Source organism: Pseudomonas sp. B21_DOA (assembly GCA_030544685.1).
GTDB lineage: Bacteria > Pseudomonadota > Gammaproteobacteria > Pseudomonadales > Pseudomonadaceae > Aquipseudomonas > Aquipseudomonas fluorescens_AO.
On sequence record CP086683.1, the window covers coordinates 2779409 to 2797459 of the forward strand.

Genomic DNA, 18051 nt, shown 5'->3' on the forward strand with positions numbered 1-18051 from the left:
TGTTCGGGCTGGCCTCTTCGCGAGCAGGCTCGCTCTCACAGGGAACTGCGATCAACTGTGGGAGCGAGCCTGCTCGCGAAGGGGCCGGTTGTCTCACCACACATTTTTGGATGAACCCATGCTCCAACTGATCCTCGGCGGCGCCCGCTCCGGCAAGAGTCGTCTGGCGGAAAAACTCGCCAGCGACAGCCATCTCGCGGTGACCTACATCGCTACCAGCCAGCCGCTGGACGGCGAAATGAACCAGCGCGTCGCCCATCACCGCGCGCGCCGCCCGGCTGAATGGGCGTTGATCGAAGAGCCGCTGGAACTGGCCCGCGTGCTGCGCGAATCCGCCGGCGCCGAGCGCTGCCTGCTGGTCGATTGCCTGACCCTGTGGCTGACCAATCTGCTCATGCTCGACGACGCCGAACGTCTCGCCGCCGAGCGGGAAGCCTTGCTCGATTGCCTGGCGTCGTTGCCGGGTGAAATCATTTTTGTCAGCAACGAGACCGGAATGGGTGTCGTGCCGCTGGGCGAATTGACTCGCCGCTATGTCGATGAAGCCGGTTGGCTGCATCAAGCTCTGGCCGAGCGTTGTCAGCGCGTTGTCCTGACCGTCGCCGGCCTGCCCCTGACTTTGAAAGGACCTGCGTTATGAGCCCGACCTGGTGGCTGAACCCGTGCAAAACAGTGAATGCCGAGATAGTTGCGCAAGCGACCGAGCGCCAGCAGCAGTTGACTAAACCGGCCGGTTCGCTGGGACGCCTTGAATCGGTGGCCGTGCGACTGGCCGGTCTGCAAGGTCAGCTCAAGCCAACGCTGGATCAAGTCTGGATCGCGATTTTCGCTGGCGACCATGGCGTGGTAGCCGAAGGCGTATCGGCTTATCCGCAGGAAGTCACCGGACAAATGCTGCTCAACTTTGTCAGCGGCGGCGCGGCGATCAGCGTGCTGGCGCGTCAGCTCGGCGCGCAGCTGGAAGTGGTCGATCTGGGCACGGTGAATCCGACGCTGAATCTGCCCGGCGTGCGCCATCTGAACATTGGCGCGGGAACGGCGAACTTCGCTCAGGGGGCAGCGATGACTCAGGCGCAGGGCGAACTGGCCCTGCAGGCCGGTCGCGACAGCGTCTTGCGCGCGAAAGCCGCCGGCACGCAGTTATTCATCGGCGGCGAAATGGGCATCGGCAACACCACTGCAGCCAGTGCGCTGGCCTGTGCCTTGCTCGATTGCCCGGTGGCGCACCTGACCGGGCCCGGTACCGGGCTGAATGCCGCTGGCGTCAGCCACAAGGCGCAAGTGATCGAACGCGCGCTGGCGCTGCATGCCGCGCAGCGTGGCGACGCCTTGCAGACGCTGTTCAATCTCGGCGGCTTCGAGATTGCCGCGTTGGTTGGCGCCTATCTGGCCTGCGCGCAGGAAGGCATTGCGGTGCTGGTCGACGGCTTCATCTGCACGGTCGCGGCACTGGTCGCGGTGCGCTTGAATCCGGCCTGTCGCGAGTGGCTGTTGTTCGGCCATCGCGGTGCCGAGCCGGGCCATCGCCATGTGTTGGAAACCTTGAGTGCCGAGCCGCTGCTCGAGCTCGGCCTGCGCTTGGGCGAGGGCAGTGGCGCGGCGTTGGCGGTGCCGTTGTTGCGTCTGGCCTGTGACCTGCACGGGCAAATGGCGACGTTCGCCGAAGCAGCCGTGGCGGATCGCCCGGCATGAGCCTGCGCCTGGACCTGCTGCGCCACGGCGAAACGGAACTCGGCGGCGGCCTGCGCGGCAGCCTCGACGATGCGCTGACTGAAAACGGCTGGACGCAGATGCGTGCAGCGGTGGTCGAAGGCGGGCCGTGGGATCGCATCGTCAGTTCGCCATTGCAGCGCTGCGCGCGCTTCGCTGCTGAACTCGGCGAGCAACTGAACCTGTCCGTGCATCTGGACAAGGATCTGCAAGAGCTGCATTTCGGCGCGTGGGAAGGGCAGAGCGCGGCGGCGTTGATGGAAACGGATGCCGAAGCGCTGGGGCTGTTCTGGGATAATCCTTATGGCTTCACGCCCCGCAAGGCGAGCCGGTCAGCGAGTTTTCCACGCGGGTGTTGGCGGCGGTTGCGCGGTTGCATGCGGCTTACGCCGGCGAACGGATTCTGCTGGTCAGCCACGGCGGTGTGATGCGCTTGGTGCTTGCGCAGGCGCGAGGGCTGCCGCGCGAACAGTTACTCAATGTCGAAGTCGGCCATGGCGCGCTGTTTGCGCTGACGGTCGAGGCTGACGGCGCGCTCAAGGAAGGTCACTGAGATGTTGCCGCTGTGGATCGCCTTGCAGTTTCTCAGCAGCCTGCCGATTCGCCTGCCGGGCATGCCCGAGCCGCAACAGCTTGGCCGTTCGCTGCTGTTTTATCCGTTGGTGGGATTGCTGTTCGGGCTGATCCTCTATGCGTTGAATCTGCTGCTTGCCGGCGCGCCGATGTTGCTGCATGCGGCGCTGTTGTTGACCGTGTGGGTATTGCTCAGCGGCGCGCTGCATCTCGATGGCTTGGCGGACAGCGCCGATGCCTGGCTCGGTGGCTTCGGTGATCGCGAGCGCACGCTGACGATCATGAAAGATCCCCGCAGCGGGCCGATTGCGGTGGTCACGCTGGTGCTCGTGTTGTTGCTCAAATTTGCCGCGCTGCTGGCACTGATCGAACAAGGGCATACCCTGGCGCTGATCATCGTGCCGGTACTGGGGCGAGCGGCGCTGTTGGGGTTGTTTCTGACTACGCCGTATGTGCGTGCGGGTGGCTTGGGCCAGGCACTGGCCGATCATCTGCCGCGCAGAGCGGGGTGGTGGATGCTGGGGTTGAGTGCGCTGGGCTGCGTGTTCATCGCGGGTATTGGCGCGGTGCTGATTTCGCTGGTCGGGTTTGTCTGGCTGCGGCGGTTGATGATGCGGAGGCTGGGCGGGACGACCGGGGATACGGCGGGGGCGTTGCTGGAATTGCTGGAGACGGGGGTGGTGGTTGGGTTGGCCCTCGTCTGAAATATTTGGGTTGGTAATGCCGGCCTTATCGCGAGCAGGCTCACTCCTACAGTTGGAATGCGTACTCCTTGTAGGAGTGAGTGTGCTCGCGATAGCTATCGGTCGGCGCCACAAATGCGTGGATACACTCATCTGTAACTTGATTTAATACACTCGCGGGTATATACACGCATCATGCTTCCTTCTCAGTGTTTGTGCACCAACCTGCGTCGCGCCGCGCGTGGCGTCAGCAGGCATTACGACGGCGCTCTCGACGGCTTCGGGATCAACGTTGCCCAGTATTCTCTGCTGTGCAATCTGCAGCGGCTGGAGCAGCCGAGCATTTCCGAACTGGCCGAGGCCATGGGCCTGGATCGCAGCACTCTCGGGCGCAATCTACGTGTGCTGGAGGGTGAAGGTCTGGTGGCGCTGGCCGAAGGCGAGGACATGCGCAACCGTATCGTCCGGCTCACCGAAACCGGCGTGCAGCGCCTGGCAGCGGCATTGCCGGCGTGGGAAGCGGCGCAACAACGGCTGATCGACCGGCTCGGTGCCGAGAAGCGCGAAACCTTGCTCAAACTGCTCGACGAACTGGCCTGACGCCGGTTTCTTCGCGCTCAAGCGGGTATATACCCGCGACTGGAGAATAACAATGACAACGATGTGGCGGACGTGCGGTTGGGTGTTGCTGGGGAGTGCGCTGATCCTGGCGTTGTCATTGGGCGTGCGCCACGGGTTCGGTCTGTTCCTGTCGCCGATGAGCGCACAGTTCGGCTGGGGTCGCGAAGTGTTCGCCTTCGCCATCGCCCTGCAAAACCTGATCTGGGGCCTGGCGCAGCCATTCACCGGTGCGCTGGCTGACCGCTTCGGTGCAGCGAAAGTGGTGCTGGTCGGCGGCGTGCTTTACGCGCTGGGTCTGGTGTGCATGGGCCTGTCCGACTCGGCGATGACTTTGTCGCTGAGCGCCGGCCTGTTGATCGGCATTGGTTTGTCCGGCACGTCGTTCTCGGTGATCCTCGGCGTGGTCGGTCGCGCTGTCCCGGCCGACAAACGCAGCATGGGCATGGGTATCGCCAGCGCTGCCGGTTCGTTCGGCCAGTTCGCCATGTTGCCGGGCACGCTCGGTTTGATCGGCTGGCTCGGCTGGTCCGCCGCATTGCTGGTGCTGGGTCTGTTGGTGGCGATGATTGTGCCGCTGGTGAGCATGCTGAAAGACAAGCCGCTGCCGGTGCTTGGCCACGAACAATCCCTTGGCGAAGCGCTACGTGAAGCCTGCTCGCACTCCGGTTTCTGGCTGCTGGCGTTCGGCTTTTTTGTCTGCGGTTTTCAGGTGGTGTTCATCGGTGTGCACTTGCCAGCGTATCTGGTCGATCAGCATCTGCCCGCCAGTGTCGGCACTACGGTGCTGGCGTTGATTGGATTGTTCAATATCTTCGGCACTTACACCGCCGGCTGGCTCGGTGGCCGCATGTCCAAACCGCGTCTGTTGACTGCGCTGTATCTGTTGCGCGCAGTGGTGATCGTGCTGTTCCTGTGGTTGCCGGTGACGACCACCACGGCGTATCTGTTCGGCATGGCCATGGGTTTCCTGTGGCTGTCGACGGTGCCGTTGACCAACGGTACGGTGGCGACCTTGTTCGGCGTGCGCAATTTGTCCATGCTCGGCGGCATCGTCTTCCTGTTCCATCAGCTCGGCTCCTTCCTTGGCGGCTGGCTGGGCGGGGTGGTGTACGACCGAACCGGGAGTTATGACTTGATCTGGCAAGTGGCGGTTCTCTTGAGCCTGCTGGCGGCGGCGCTGAACTGGCCGGTGCGCGAGCGTCCGGTGGCGCGCCTGCAAGCCGCTGCGAGCGCAGCATGAGCCGGATCTGCGCGCGATTCGCCATCACCGCAATGGCTGCTGCGCTATTGGTGCTGGTGTGGTGGGGCTGGCAGCGCGGCGGTCTGGCGCTGATGCAGTTGGGCATGAGCATTTGCTAGATCGCAGCGTGGCGAGTAACGTCAAAGCCTGATGACTGCCCAAGGAAGTTCGACATGTTGATGCGCTGGTGTGCTGTTCCCGCGTTGCTGATGGCGTTGACTGGCCTGGCCCAGGCTGCCGACTGCCCTGAGCTGCTGCAAGGCTCGCTGCCGAAGCTGCGCGCCAAGGAATCCATCGATCTGTGCAAGCAGTACGCCGACAAGCCGCTGGTGGTGGTCAATACCGCCAGCTTCTGCGGTTTCGCTCCACAGTTCGAAGGGCTCGAGGCGCTGAACAAACGCTATAAATCTCAAGGCTTGGAGATGCTCGGCGTGCCGTCGAACGATTTCAAGCAGGAGTCCAAGGACAGCGCCGAAACCGCCAAGGTCTGCTACGCCAACTACGGCGTGACCTTCAACATGACCGAGCCGCAGAAAGTTCGCGGCGACGACGCCACGCATCTGTTCCAGGTGCTGGCCGCGCAGAGCAATGCGCCGAAGTGGAATTTCTACAAGTACGTGGTGGACCGGCAAGGCAAGGTCGTGGCGAGTTTTTCCAGCTTGACCAAACCGGATGACCCCGAGTTTATCGCCGCGATCGAAAAGGCCATTGCCTCCGAACCGCTGACTCACTGACTCATGCTTTACCCTGTGGGAGCGAGCCTGCTCGCGAAGCGGTGTGTCAGCCGCAAATCTACATCTGACATACCGCCTTCGCGAGCAGGCTCGCTCCCACAAGGGTGATTTAGTCGTTCCAGTGATAAGTGGCAGGCAAGAAAAAGCCCCGCCTCTGTAAAGAGAGCGGGGCTTTTTAGTGGGCGAGGGGTTAGCCTCGCCATCGAGCATCAGAAGCGGTAAGTCGCGCCGACACCGAAGCCGTTTGCCGAGTTTTCATACTTGGCATCGTAGGTCTGGCCACGAGCGTTTTCGTTGCGGATGTTGACCGACTCTTCTTTCAGGTACGAGTACGCGACATCGATGGTCAGATCGTCGGTCGGGCTCCAGCCGGCACCAATACTGAAGATGGTACGGTCGCCAGTCGGGATACGCGGCGAGCGGTCTTCATTGTTGGTCGGAGACTGATCGAAGGTCAGACCGGTACGCAGTACCCATTCCTTGTTCAACTGGTACGAGGTACCCACGGCGTAGGCCCAGGAGTCATGCCAGTTCTGGTCTTCGTTGATCGAACCGAACTGACCGGCCAGCAGAGGCTGCACGCCGGAGTTCTTCACGGTGATCTTGTCCAGTTGGCTCCAGCGAGTCCAGGTGGTACCGGCGTAGACGTTCCAGCGATCATTGATCGCCTGGGTGACCGAGAAGTCCACGGATTCCGGTGTGGTGATCTTCAGCGAAGCGTCGTACTTCTGGTTGGCGCCGACACCCACGAGCGCCAGCGCGCCGTAGTTGACCTTGGTGTTGCCTTCGAGCTTGTAGTCGACCTTGGAGTGATAGGTCAGGCCCAGGCGGGTAGTGTCAGTGGCCTGGACCAGCAAACCGACGTTGTAGCCCAGCGCGGTGTCGTCACCCTTGATCTTGACCTTGCCATCCGGCAGTGCCTGAGTGATCGACAGGTTGGATTCCAGCGCGCCGTCGATGCGGTTGATGGTCGGGCCGAAACCGATCGACACCTTGTCGTTGAAGGCGTAGCTGACGGTTGGCTGGAAGGTGATGACTTGTACTTCGGACTTGCTGCCGAAGTAACGACCGGCAAAGCCGTTTTCATAATCTGTGATCAGACCGAACGGCACGTACACACCGAGACCGAATGCCCAGTGATCATCGATCGGTTTTACATAGAAGCCCATAGGTACAGCGGTGAAGGGCACCATGTCGCCTTTGTTGCTGCCGCCGTTAGGGCTGGAGCTGGCGTTGCTGATATCGGTGTGTGCATCGACAACGGCGACGCCACCGGTGACCTGTTCGCGCTTGATGCGCGCCATGCCGGCCGGGTTGCCATAAACAGTGCTTGCGTCGTCGGCAGAAGAAGATCGCCCGGCAAAACCAGTCCCCATGCCACTGATGCTTTGTTCGTTGAGGGCAAAACCTGCCGCGAAGATTTGTGTGGAGGCAAGGGTAACGGCGAGGCTAAGGGTGGTTTTGAGCATGACTTTTTTCATTATTAGAACTCCTGGTGATCACCGGGGCGAAAATTACCAACATTTTCGTCCCAGCGCTATAGCCTGTATGCCTTGAGTTAGAGCGGTTTTGTAGGACAATCCGACCAAAATGGCGGCCTGATGCGAGAACTTGTGAAACCGCCTGGTCAGCAAGCGACCTGATTCAGCGGTGAAACACAGGTTTGCCAGGCATAGGTGAAGTCGCGCAGGCGACCTTGCGGTTGAAAGGTCTGGCGCCAGATGCGGGCCATGCCGAGCAGGTCGGTCGGAGCGGGGAGGGTGGGGTTTTGTTCTTCCACCAGTAGCCAGGCGATGGCCGTGGCGTAACGCAGGTTGACGGTCAGTTCCAGATGCGGGCCGCTGAGGAACGCATGCTGACTGGCCAAGCCGCGCACCAGGCTGGCGCGCTCCGGATCGAGCGCCAGATAATCGTCCCAGAGTGCCTGATGGCGATGCTCGGCGATCCGGTAGAGGCCATGGCCACGGCGGTCATGCAGGGCAGACCCGAGGGCGGACTGGCTGGCAGCGATACCCAGCAGCAGGGATTCGGCGGTTGCGCAGTGGCGTCCCAGATAGATCAATGTGGGACGGATCACATAGCGGCACAGTTCGCTGGCAGCGATACCCATAACACCCTCGGTTCTTGTTGTTGAGGGCGAGTCCTGAAGGGCTTTGGCAGCTGTGGATCGACTCAGGCTCGCCGCAAGCGGGTCACGCCGCTTGAGTTGAAGTGTAGTGTCATATTCAGCGTGTAAAGGACTGTTTTTAAAATATTTCCGCCATGGCTTTCCCGGCGTTAGATCGGAACCTGCTTAGAAGCGCAGCGTTAACAGTGAAATATCAGGCAATAAAAAGCCCCGCTTTTCAGCAGGGCTTTGCTTTTGCAGCCTGTCCGGCTTTCAGGCAACCAGTGCCTGCCGGGTACGCTCGATCACGGCCTGCAGCGGTTCGGCGCTGGAGTATTGATCGGGGTACAAACGCTCGCTGTGACGAGCGATGCCGTGTTCATTGACCACGGTGAAGCTGAAGCAGCCTTTGCGAGCGGCCATGATCAGGCAGTTCATTGGAGCAAAAGCGTTGGTTAGGGTGCGAATGGCATCCTGAGTCTGGATTTGAGTAGACATAGTTATTAGGTGTTCCTACAAATGACACGGATAAGAACCGTGCAACGTTAAAACGTTCCAGTAACGTTGATCACCATTGATCGAACGAAGAACCCGACTGGAACAAAGCAGCCAGTTTGAAGCGCTGATAAGTAAGCGCGCTTGGGCTGGCAGGTAGGTACTTAGGAGGACAGGCATCACAGCGAGGGCAAAGGTTCTGGGCCCGGGGTGAAGATCCTGATCAATTTGCAGGTTGGTTCGGTCAGAGTAAGTGTTCTTCGCAACGCCCTTTGCTTTCATTCAAAGGCAGCGTCGTCGCAAGATTTACCTGGAAACCATCGAGGGGTCGTTCCCGCTTTTTTCGGCAGTAGCTTCTTGTTTGGAAGTTGACCGTGGGGGGATGTTCGACCGGAATTGACTTTCAGCTTGGTACTAACGCCGCGGATAGTAACGGATCCGTTCGAGGGAAGCAAACCCCACGACCAAAAAAAGGATCACAGGGAAAGGTCGTGTCGCACCGTCCGTCGGCGTGCATGCTTTTCGCAGAGCCTTTCGGTCGCTCGCAGCTGCGCAAAATGACCCGAAAAAGCGCACGCATATAACCGGCTCACAGGTACTTGTGCACATTAGTTGCGCAGAGCGTAACGCAACTGTCACATCGATCCTGACTCCAGTCGCTGCCTGTATCAAAAGTTTAAGTCAATGAAAAATATCGTCTTTTTTTGTTGGTGAAAAAATCGTCAGTTTGACTGCGAGCCCCATTCCATAAGGCTTTGCGAGGATCAGAGAGCGGTTGTCCACTGACTTATCCACAGCTTCTGTGGATTGTCCCTAGCGCTTGCTCTAGGACGGGCGTGCCGGGTTTTTTCGACTTTACCTGTAAGAAAAAGAGAGTAAAGTGGCGCGCCTTCCGATCTGTCCCGCAGTGCTTTATGAAGTTTCGCTCAGTATCAGACTCTGTTACCTCCAACCCGACCTCCGTGACCGCTCCCAAGCGTTTTTCCGTGCGCGTGGCTGAATGGCTGCTCGATGCGCCGCGCCTGAGCGACAGTCCCAGCGCCAAGCACCTGGCCGGCCGTCTGCTCAAGCAACCGGCCCGTGAAGGTGTGGTCGCTGCACAGAGCCGTCTCGGCCAATTGATTTGCCGGGAGTGCGGCAATGCCCGTGACCGGCGTATCGGTCAGGAGCTGCTGCGTCAGGCCGCCCGCGCCGGTGACCGTCGCGCGCAGCAGGAACTCGGTCTGATCGAAGACTGAGCTGTCCAAGCCCTGACACCTTGGTTAACCTTCAGGCTTTATCCGATTGGCAGGAGTCGCTATGGCTATGGACTTGACCAGCGTATTGCTCGGTCTTGCGGCAGCAGGGTTGCCGCTGCTGGCACTGGCCTGGCAGCTGCAACGCCGGGCCAGCAACGCCCAGGCTAATCTGGCCTTGCTCGAAGAGCGCCTGGCCATGGCGCAACTGGCTCAGGATGGCCTCACCGCGCAGCTTGAAGCCAGCCGCGATGAGATCGCCGATCTCGGCCAGGCCAATGCCGCCAAACAGGCAGACCTCGCCGCCCTGCGCCGCGAAGTGGAATTGCTGCAGATGGAGCGCGATGACGCCCGCGACGCCTCCCACGCCTGGAACCTCGAACGCGCCAACAAGGATGCCGAGTTGCGCCGCCTCGACGCCCATGCCGCCTCGCTGAGTGCCGAGCTGCGCGAACAACAGGAAAGCCATCAACAACGTCTCAACGACCTGCAAGGCTCGCGCGACGAACTGCGCGCGCAATTCGCCGAGCTGGCCGGCAAGATCTTCGATGAGCGTGAGCAGCGCTTTGCCGAAACCAGCCAGCAGCGGCTCGGGCAGTTACTCGATCCATTGAAAGAACGCATCCAGTCCTTTGAAAAACGCGTTGAAGAAAGCTATCAGGCCGAAGCCCGCGAGCGCTTTTCGCTGGCCAAGGAGCTGGAGCGTTTGCAGGCGTTGAACCTGCGTCTGAGCGACGAAGCGACCAATCTGACTCGCGCGCTCAAGGGCCAGAAAACCCAGGGCAATTGGGGCGAACTGATCCTCGAGCGCGTTCTTGAGCACGCGGGTCTGGAGAAGGGCCGCGAATATCAGACCCAAGTCAATCTCAAGGGCCCGGACGGTGAGCGCTTCCAGCCCGATGTGATCATTTATCTGCCCGGCGACAAGCAGGTAGTGGTCGACTCGAAAGTCAGCCTCACGGCCTATCAACAATATGTTGCGGCTGATGACGACACGTTGGGGCAGATCGCGATCAAGCAGCATGTGTTGTCGCTGCGCAATCATGTCAAAGGTCTGGCCGGCAAGGATTACAAGCGTCTGGAAGGCTTGCACAGCCTCGATTTCGTTTTGCTGTTCGTACCGATCGAAGCAGCGTTTTCTGCGGCATTGCAGGCTGAGCCGTCGCTGTTTCAGGACGCTTTTGACCGCAATATCGTGATTGTCAGCCCTACCACGCTGTTGGCTACGTTGCGGGTGATCGACAGTCTGTGGAAGCAGGAACGGCAGAGCCAGAACGCCCGGGAAATCGCCGAGCGCGCGGGTTGGCTGTATGACAAGTTCGTGCTGTTTATTCAGGATCTGGACGAAGTGGGCAATCGTCTGCAGCAACTGGACAAGGCTTACAGCTCGGCGCGTAACAAGCTCACAGAAGGGCGCGGTAATCTGGTCAGCCGCAGTGAGCAGTTGAAGTTGCTCGGTGCGCGGGCGAGCAAGAGCTTGCCGGCGGATTTGCTGGAGCGGGCGATGACGGACGTTGATGGGTTGGTTGAGTTGCCTGAGTAAAGGCTTTGTTTGGCTGATTGGGGGCATATCCCTTGCTGCGGTGATGCGGCTGGCGGTTTCGCCCTTACGGCGACTCACTTTTTTACAAACGCCTAAAAAAAGTAAGCAAAAAAACGCTTGCTCCTGCGTTCGGCCCTCGCAGGCTCGGGTTCCTTCGCTGCGGGATCGATCCGGGCGCAGCGGCTACGGTTTGCTTCGCTGCACCTCCTTGCGCTGTGTCTGGCTGCGCCAGACGGTCGCTGCGCTCCCACCCCGGATCAATCCCTCCACTCAGCCTTCCGACGTCGCCGGTGGATCAAAAGCAAGATCAAAAGCACTCGAGCTAACGCTCATTGTTGAGTGGGGCGGCTTCGCCGCGGGCAGCTTCGCCGCGGGCAGCTTCGCTGCTTTGCTTTTGCTTTTGCTTTTGTGGGAGCGAGCTTGCTCGCGAAAGCGGCCTGACAGCCGACCTGTTCCTTGCGGTTGTACCCAATCCCAAATGTGGGAGCGGGCTTGCTCGCAAAGCAGCCTGACAGCCGACCTGTTCCTTGCGGTTGTACCCAATCCCAAATGTGGGAGCGGGCTTGCTCGCAAAGCAGCCTGACAGCCGACCTGTTCCTTGCGGTTGTACCCAAATCCAAATGTGGGAGCGAGCTTGCTCGAGAAAGCGGCCTGACAGCCGACCTGTTCCTTGCGGTTGTACCCAAATCCAAATGTGGGAGCGAGCTTGCTCGAGAAAGCGGCCTGACAGCCGACCTGTTCCTTGCGGTTGTACCCAAATCCAAATGTGGGAGCGGGCTTGCTCGCAAAGCAGCCTGACAGCCGACCTGTTCCTTGCGGTTGTACCCAAATCCAAATGTGGGAGCGAGCTTGCTCGAGAAAGCGGCCTGACAGCCGACCTGTTCCTTGCGGTTGTACCCAAATCCAAATGTGGGAGCGAGCTTGCTCGAGAAAGCGGCCTGACAGCCGACCTGTTCCTTGCGGTTGTACCCAAATCCAAATGTGGGAGCGGGCTTGCTCGCGAAAGCGGCCTGACAGCCGACCTGTTCCTTGCGGTTGTACCCAATCCCAAATGTGGGAGCGGGCTTGCTCGCGAAAGCAGCCTGACAGCCGACCTGTTACTTGCGGTTGTACCCAATCCCAAATGTGGGAGCGGGCTTGCTCGCGAAAGCGGCCTGACAGCCGACCTGTTACTTGCGGTTTTACTCAAATCCAAATGTGGGAGCGAGCCTGCTCGCGAAGGCGGCCTGACAGCCGACCTGTTCCTTGCGGTTGTACCCAAATCCAAATGTGGGAGCGAGCTTGCTCGCGAAGGCGGCCTGACAGCCGACCTGTTCCTTGCGGTTGTACCCAATCCCAAATGTGGGAGCGGGCTTGCTCGCGAAGGCGGCCTGACAGCCGACCTGTTCCTTGCGGTTGTACCCAATCCCAAATGTGGGAGCGGGCTTGCTCGCGAAAGCGGCCTGACAGCCGACCTGTTACTTGCGGTTGTACTCAAATCCAAATGTGGGAGCGAGCCTGCTCGCGATAACGTCTGCAAGGTCACCTTCTACAGAGGCAAATACCGACTCAAAAGCGCCCGCAACGCCGCCGGCTTCACCGGTTTGGCCAGGTAATCCAGGCCCGCCGCATGCACTTGCGCGACGGTCTCCGTGCGTCCATCCGCGCTGATGACCACGCCGGGCACCGGTTCGCCCAGGCGCGTGCGCAACCACGCCATCAGCTCTGTGCCGGTATCGCCGTGGTCGAGGTGATAGTCGACCAGCGCCAGTTGCGGCCGCACACCTTCATTCAATATCGCTGCGCATTCTTCGCGATTGCGCGCTGTCCACACCTGGCAGCCCCAACGGCTCAACAGACTGTTCATGCCGATCAAAATGCTGTCTTCGTTATCGATGCACAGTACCTGCGCGCCGCTGAGCAGTTTGCCGTTCAGTTCCACCGTGGCGCTAACTGCAGGCGCTTGCGCGCGGGCGATCGGCACCGTCACGCTGAACACACTGCCGCGCCCCGGCCATGAACGCACGCGCAAGGTATGCCCGAGCACGCGGCACAGGCCGTCGGCGATCGCCAGACCCAGGCCCAGGCCTTTCTCGGCGCGGGTCTGGTGGCTGTCGAGGCGTTTGAATTCCTCGAAGATCACTTGCTGCTTGTCTTCCGGAATGCCCGGTCCGCGATCCCAGACTTCCAGACATAACTCACCACCGCGTCGACGCACGCCCAGCAGCACCGGACCTTTGGCGTAGCGGAAAGCGTTGGTGAGGAAGTTCTGCAGAATTCGCCGCAGCAGTTTGATGTCGCTGTCGATGCGCAACTGACTGCCACGCACCCGGAACGTGAGCTTTTGCTCTTGCGCCAGCGCCTTGAATTCCGCGCCGAGGGTGTCGAACAGTTCGTTGACGGCAAAGGCCTTGCGATCCGGGTTGATCTTGCCGTTTTCCAGGCGCGAGATGTCCAGCAAATCGCTGATCAGGTCTTCCGCCGAACGCAGTGAGCTGTCGAGGTGGTGCACCAGCTGCTGCGCCTCTGGGCTCAGACCTTCGTTCTGGTGGGAGAGGGCAGCGGAGAAAAGCCGTGCGGCATTAAGCGGCTGCATCAAATCGTGGCTGACGGCGGCGAGGAAGCGGGTTTTCGACTGGTTCGCCGCCTCGGCGTTGCCCTTGGCTTCGGTGAGCGCGACGTTGAGTTGCGACAGTTCCTGGGTGCGCTCGCTGACCCGTTGTTCCAGCCCTTCGTTGGCCTCGGTCAGTGCCTGTTCGGCTTCGCGGAACGCGGTAATGTCGGTGAAACTCATGACGAAGCCGCCGCCGGGCATCGGGTTGCCGATCAGCTCGATCACCCGGCCATTGGGGAACAGCCGCTCGGAGGTATGCGCGCGGCCCTGACGCATCCAGTGCAAGCGTCGTGCAACGTGCACTTCCGCTTCGCCGGGGCCGCACAAACCGCGTTCGGCGTTGTAGCGAATGATGTCGGCGATCGGGCGGCCGACGCTGATCAGGCCGTCGGGGTAGTTGAACAACTCCAGATAACGCCGGTTCCATGCCACCAGTTTCAGCGATTGGTCGACCACGCTGATGCCCTGGGTGATGTTTTCGATCGCGCCTTGCAGCAGCGCACGGTTGAATTGCAGCACTTCCGAGGCTTCGTCAGCGATACGGACTACGTCCTCCAACTGCATTTCCCGACCTTCGATGGCAGCCTTTACTACGGCGCGTGTCGAAGAAGCGCCAAGGACACCGGCCAGCAAGCGTTCGGTATGCGCGATCCATTCACTGTCGGCGTTCTGGTTGGGGTTGAAACCTTTGCCCTGGCGGTAGGCGAAACGAATGAAGCTCTGCCGCGCGCGTTCTTCGCCAACGAAACGCGCCGCCAGTTGCAGCAGGTCGTCGATCTGCACTGCCAGCATCGAGCGTCCGTTCGGGCGGGCGCTGATTTCCTGACCGATGAAACGCCCGGCCTGCCAGTGCTCGGAAACTCGCGTGCGCGACAGCACCGAGACCCAGGCGAACACGGTGAAGTTACCGGCCAGCGACAGCACCACGCCCTGGGTCAACGGCGTGATCGGCAGGTTCAGCGGATTGCTGTGCAGCCACGCCAGGCCCGGAAAACTCGCCAGCGACCAGCCGAGACTGTGCGCGGCAATCGGCAACACCAGTGTGTAGAACCAGAGGAAAGTGCCGGTGGCGAGACCGGCGAACACGCCGCGACGGTTGGCCTGTTTCCAGTACAGCGCGCCGAGCATCGCCGGCGCCAGTTGCGTTACCGCCGCAAAGGCGATCTGGCCGATGGTCGCCAGGCTCGCGGTCGAGCCAAGCAAGCGATAGCTGACGTAGGCCAGCAGCAGAATCACCACGATGCTCACCCGGCGCACCGAGAGCATCCACTGGCGGAACACTTCGAACGGGCGCTCGGCGTTGTTGCGGCGCAACAGCCACGGCAACAGCATGTCGTTGGAAACCATGGTCGACAGCGCGACGCTGGCGACAATCACCATGCCGGTCGCTGCCGAGGCACCACCGATGAACGCCAGCATCGCCAGCGCCGGATGGGCCTGGGCCAGCGGCAGGCTGATCACGAACGAGTCGGGCAGCACGTGACTGGGCAGCATCATCTGACCGGCGAGGGCGATCGGGACTACAAACAATGCGGCCAAAGCCAGATAGGCAGGGAACACCCATTTCGCCAGACGCAGATCCTGCGGGTCGATGTTCTCTACCACGGTGACATGAAATTGCCGGGGCAGGCAAATGATCGCCATCATCGCCACGCCGGTCTGCACCACCATCGATGGCCAGTTGATGGTTTCCTTCCAGTACGCCTCAAGGCGCGGGGCGAGCATCGCCTGATTGAACAGGTCATCGAAACCGTCATACAGGCCGTACGTGACGAAGGCGCCGACGGCGAGAAAGGCGAACAGCTTGACCAGCGATTCGAACGCGATCGCTAGCACCATGCCACGGTGGTGTTCGGTGGCATCGAGGTTGCGCGTGCCGAAAACGATGGTGAACAACGCCAGCACCAGCGACACGATCAGCGCCGTGTCCTGAGCGCGGGTGCCCATGGCATCGGCGCCGGCGCCAATCAACAGGTTCACGCCGAGGACAATGCCTTTAAGTTGCAGGGCAATATAGGGCAAGACGCCGACCAGACAAATCAGCGCCACCACCACCGCCAGCGATTGCGATTTGCCGTAGCGCGCGGCGATGAAGTCGGCGATGGAGGTGATGTTCTCCTGTTTGCTGATCATCACCATTTTTTGCAGGACCCACGGCGCGCCGACCAGCAGCAGAATCGGCCCGAGGTAGATCGGCAGGAATGACCACAGTTGTTCCGCCGCCTGACCGACCGCGCCGAAAAACGTCCAGCTGGTGCAGTAAACCGCCAGCGACAGGCTGTATACCCAGGCACGCACCCGCGGCGGCAACGGTGTGCTGCGACGGTCGCCGTAGAAGGCGATGGCGAACATGATGGCCATGTAGGCCAGGGCAACGACGGCGATCAGCCCGGTGGACAACGACATGCAGCACTCCCGACAAAAGACTCCCCGGCACTCCTGCCCGGGCGGACAGTCTCGCACGGGCGCGGCGGTTAGTCAGTGTCGACCAAGGTCGTGGCGTGGCGGGGTGTCGCAGGCGGGGTACCGGGTGGTTTTTGTGGTGACCGGGCGGGCCTCTTCGCGAGCAGGCTTGCTCCCACAGTTGGAATGCATTCCCTTGTGGGAGCGAGCCTGCTCGCGAAGGCGTCAGTCCTGCCGCAATGCAATATCGATCAACCGATGCAACTCATCCACCTCCAGCGCCGCCGCCGAAAACAGAATCCGGAACACCACCGGCGCCACCACCAGATTGATCAAGCGATCCACACTCGGCGTTTTCTCATGCGGATAGCGATCGACAATGGTCTGCAACTGCGCACCGATGATCGTCACGCAATAGCCAGGCGTCGCACTCGCCTGCACGTCACGCAGCATGTTGCGCCCGACCTCCGAGCTCATCTCGTCCAGATATTGCTCGGCCCACGCACGGATATCGCCGCGCAGGCTGCCCGTCTCTGCCGGTTCGCTGTCGGGACGCATGCGGGCGAGGGCGACGTCGGCGAGCAATGCCGCCAGATCGCCCCAGCGCCGATAGATCGTCGACGGCGTGACCCCCGCACGGGCGGCAATTTGCGGGACGGTCACGGTGGAACGTTCCTGCTCTTGCAGCAGCGCATTGACCGCCGAATGAATCGACTCTTGCACCCGGGCACTGCGGCCACCGGGGCGTAAACCTTCTCTAATAGCCATGCGGCAGACCTTAACACAAAGAATTTGCTTTAAGCGCGAGGCGGTAGCACACTCCGCAAAAGCAAAAATTAGCTTTTGCGGAGTATGCCCATGACAAGCCCCTTGAATAGTGTCGCTTCCCACCGGTCCAGCTTGTGGTTTCTGGCGATCACCTTACTCAGTTTTCTCGCCGCTTCCACCGCGCCGACGCCGTTGTATCACTTGTATCAGGATCAACTGCATTTCTCGGCAGCGATATTGACGCTGATCTTCGCCGTTTATGCTTTCAGTCTGTTGGCAGCGTTGCTGACGGTCGGTTCGCTTTCTGACCATCTCGGACGCAAACCGGTGATCTTCGCCGCCGTGTTGCTCAATTCGCTGGCCATGTTGCTGTTCATCTATGCCGATAGCGTGGCTTGGTTGATCAGCGCACGGGTGTTGCAGGGTTTTGCCACCGGCATGGCCACTGCCGTATTGAGCGCAACGCTGCTCGACACCGACCGTCAGCAGGGGCCGCTGATCAACAGTGTTGCGCCGTTACTGGGGATGGCGCTGGGCGGTTTGGGTTGTGGCTTGCTGGCAGAATTCGCGCCGGCGCCGTTGCAGTTGACTTACTGGTTACTGTTGGCGCTGTTCGTGTTGCAGGGCGTGTATGTCTGGCGCCTGCCGGAGAGTGTCTCGCGGCAAGGTGGGGCGCTGGCGTCGTTGCGACCGACCCTGCACGTGCCGGTGCAAGCGCGTTCAACGTTGTGGCGAGTGCTGCCGCTGAACACCGCAACCTGGGCGCTCGGTGGTTTTTATGCCTCGCTGGCACCGTCATTGGTGCGCACGGCCACGGGCTCTACCTCCAATCTGATCGGCGGTGCGACGGTCGCGGCGCTCACCGTGACCGGTGCGTTGATGATTTTCATGATGCGCAATCGTCCGGCCGCTCAGGCGCTGCGGCTGGGTGCGAGCTTGCTGCCGGTTGGGCTAGTGCTGATTCTGCTCGGCGTGCATGGCGCCAGTCTGTCGTTGTTTTTCTTCGGCACACTGGTCGCCGGTTGCGGCTTTGGTTCGGGCTTTCTCGGAGCGGTGCGCAGCCTGGTACCTCTGGCTTTGCCGCATGAACGAGCCGGGTTGATGTCGGCGTATTACGTGCTCAGTTATCTGGCGTTCTGTTTGCCGGCGTTGCTTGCCGGGCACTTGGCGCGCAGTTTCGGGTTGCTGGCGACCACTGATGGTTACGGCGTTGTGTTGATCGTGCTGGCCTTGGCTGCGCTGCTGCTCAGTCTGCGTCCGCAGACAGGCAGAGTTTGCAGCGCTCCTTGAGCGCATGTAGAGACTTATCTGCAAAACAGATAACAGTTAGAGATATTACCCGTTAT

Annotated in this window: 14 protein-coding genes and 1 pseudogene; 10 read left to right on the forward strand and 5 right to left on the reverse strand. The window is 60.8% G+C overall.

Features of this window, described 5'->3' with window-relative positions; genetic code table 11:
- The first annotated feature begins 118 nt into the window (after nucleotides 1–118).
- The 7 genes and pseudogenes from cobU to LJU32_12800 all read left to right on the forward strand — a co-directional run bounded on the left by cobU (nucleotide 119) and on the right by LJU32_12800 (nucleotide 5561).
- Nucleotides 119–640 (forward strand): bifunctional adenosylcobinamide kinase/adenosylcobinamide-phosphate guanylyltransferase, encoded by a 522-nt coding sequence (gene cobU / locus LJU32_12770; GenBank protein WKV90888.1) that lies wholly within the window; start codon nucleotides 119–121, stop codon nucleotides 638–640.
- Nucleotides 637–1692 (forward strand): nicotinate-nucleotide--dimethylbenzimidazole phosphoribosyltransferase, encoded by a 1056-nt coding sequence (cobT, locus tag LJU32_12775; GenBank protein WKV90889.1) that lies wholly within the window; start codon nucleotides 637–639, stop codon nucleotides 1690–1692. The genes cobU and cobT overlap by 4 nt, the downstream gene beginning before the upstream one ends.
- Nucleotides 1689–2263, forward strand: a pseudogene (locus LJU32_12780) (alpha-ribazole phosphatase family protein). The gene cobT and the pseudogene LJU32_12780 overlap by 4 nt, the downstream one beginning before the upstream one ends.
- Before the next feature lies 1 nt (nucleotide 2264).
- Entirely contained in the window at nucleotides 2265–2987 is a 723-nt protein-coding gene (locus tag LJU32_12785; protein ID WKV90890.1) for an adenosylcobinamide-GDP ribazoletransferase, read from the forward strand.
- A 174-nt stretch (nucleotides 2988–3161) separates the two neighbouring features.
- Nucleotides 3162–3566, forward strand: coding sequence for a MarR family transcriptional regulator (locus tag LJU32_12790; protein ID WKV90891.1), 405 nt, complete (start codon nucleotides 3162–3164; stop codon nucleotides 3564–3566).
- 52 nt (nucleotides 3567–3618) lie between these two features.
- Nucleotides 3619–4827 (forward strand): MFS transporter, encoded by a 1209-nt coding sequence (locus LJU32_12795; protein ID WKV90892.1) that lies wholly within the window; start codon nucleotides 3619–3621, stop codon nucleotides 4825–4827.
- A gap of 173 nt (nucleotides 4828–5000) precedes the next feature.
- Nucleotides 5001–5561, forward strand: coding sequence for a glutathione peroxidase (locus LJU32_12800; protein WKV90893.1), 561 nt, complete (start codon nucleotides 5001–5003; stop codon nucleotides 5559–5561).
- A gap of 209 nt (nucleotides 5562–5770) precedes the next feature.
- On the opposite strand, the gene LJU32_12805 is transcribed toward LJU32_12800, so the two are convergent.
- The 3 genes from LJU32_12805 to LJU32_12815 all read right to left on the reverse strand — a co-directional run bounded on the left by LJU32_12805 (nucleotide 5771) and on the right by LJU32_12815 (nucleotide 8166).
- On the reverse strand, nucleotides 5771–7042 hold the full coding sequence (locus tag LJU32_12805; GenBank protein ID WKV90894.1) for an outer membrane protein transport protein: 1272 nt from the start codon (nucleotides 7040–7042) through the stop codon (nucleotides 5771–5773).
- Between the two features lie 146 nt (nucleotides 7043–7188).
- The gene (locus LJU32_12810) at nucleotides 7189–7671 is read right to left on the reverse strand and encodes a hypothetical protein (GenBank protein ID WKV90895.1); all 483 of its coding nucleotides are present in this window, start codon (nucleotides 7669–7671) and stop codon (nucleotides 7189–7191) included.
- A 270-nt stretch (nucleotides 7672–7941) separates the two neighbouring features.
- Nucleotides 7942–8166, reverse strand: a complete 225-nt coding sequence (locus tag LJU32_12815) for a hypothetical protein (protein ID WKV90896.1) — start codon at nucleotides 8164–8166, stop codon at nucleotides 7942–7944.
- A gap of 911 nt (nucleotides 8167–9077) precedes the next feature.
- Here LJU32_12815 and LJU32_12820 point away from each other — a divergent pair.
- Nucleotides 9078–9401, forward strand: a complete 324-nt coding sequence (locus LJU32_12820) for a sel1 repeat family protein (GenBank protein WKV90897.1) — start codon at nucleotides 9078–9080, stop codon at nucleotides 9399–9401.
- Nucleotides 9402–9576: 175 nt separating this feature from the next.
- On the forward strand, nucleotides 9577–10941 hold the full coding sequence (rmuC, locus tag LJU32_12825) for a DNA recombination protein RmuC (GenBank protein WKV91088.1): 1365 nt from the start codon (nucleotides 9577–9579) through the stop codon (nucleotides 10939–10941).
- A gap of 1528 nt (nucleotides 10942–12469) precedes the next feature.
- On the opposite strand, the gene LJU32_12830 is transcribed toward rmuC, so the two are convergent.
- Nucleotides 12470–15940 carry a PAS-domain containing protein gene (locus tag LJU32_12830; protein ID WKV90898.1) on the reverse strand — a complete coding sequence of 1157 codons (3471 nt, stop codon included), beginning with the start codon at nucleotides 15938–15940 and terminating at the stop codon, nucleotides 12470–12472.
- 222 nt (nucleotides 15941–16162) lie between these two features.
- Complete coding sequence (locus LJU32_12835) at nucleotides 16163–16705, reverse strand: TetR/AcrR family transcriptional regulator (protein ID WKV90899.1); 543 nt, start codon at nucleotides 16703–16705, stop codon at nucleotides 16163–16165.
- 102 nt (nucleotides 16706–16807) lie between these two features.
- Between LJU32_12835 and LJU32_12840 the strand changes: the two genes are divergently transcribed.
- A complete protein-coding gene (locus tag LJU32_12840; GenBank protein ID WKV91089.1) occupies nucleotides 16808–17995 on the forward strand; it encodes an MFS transporter in 1188 nt (395 codons plus the stop codon).
- Nucleotides 17996–18051 lie beyond the last annotated feature (56 nt).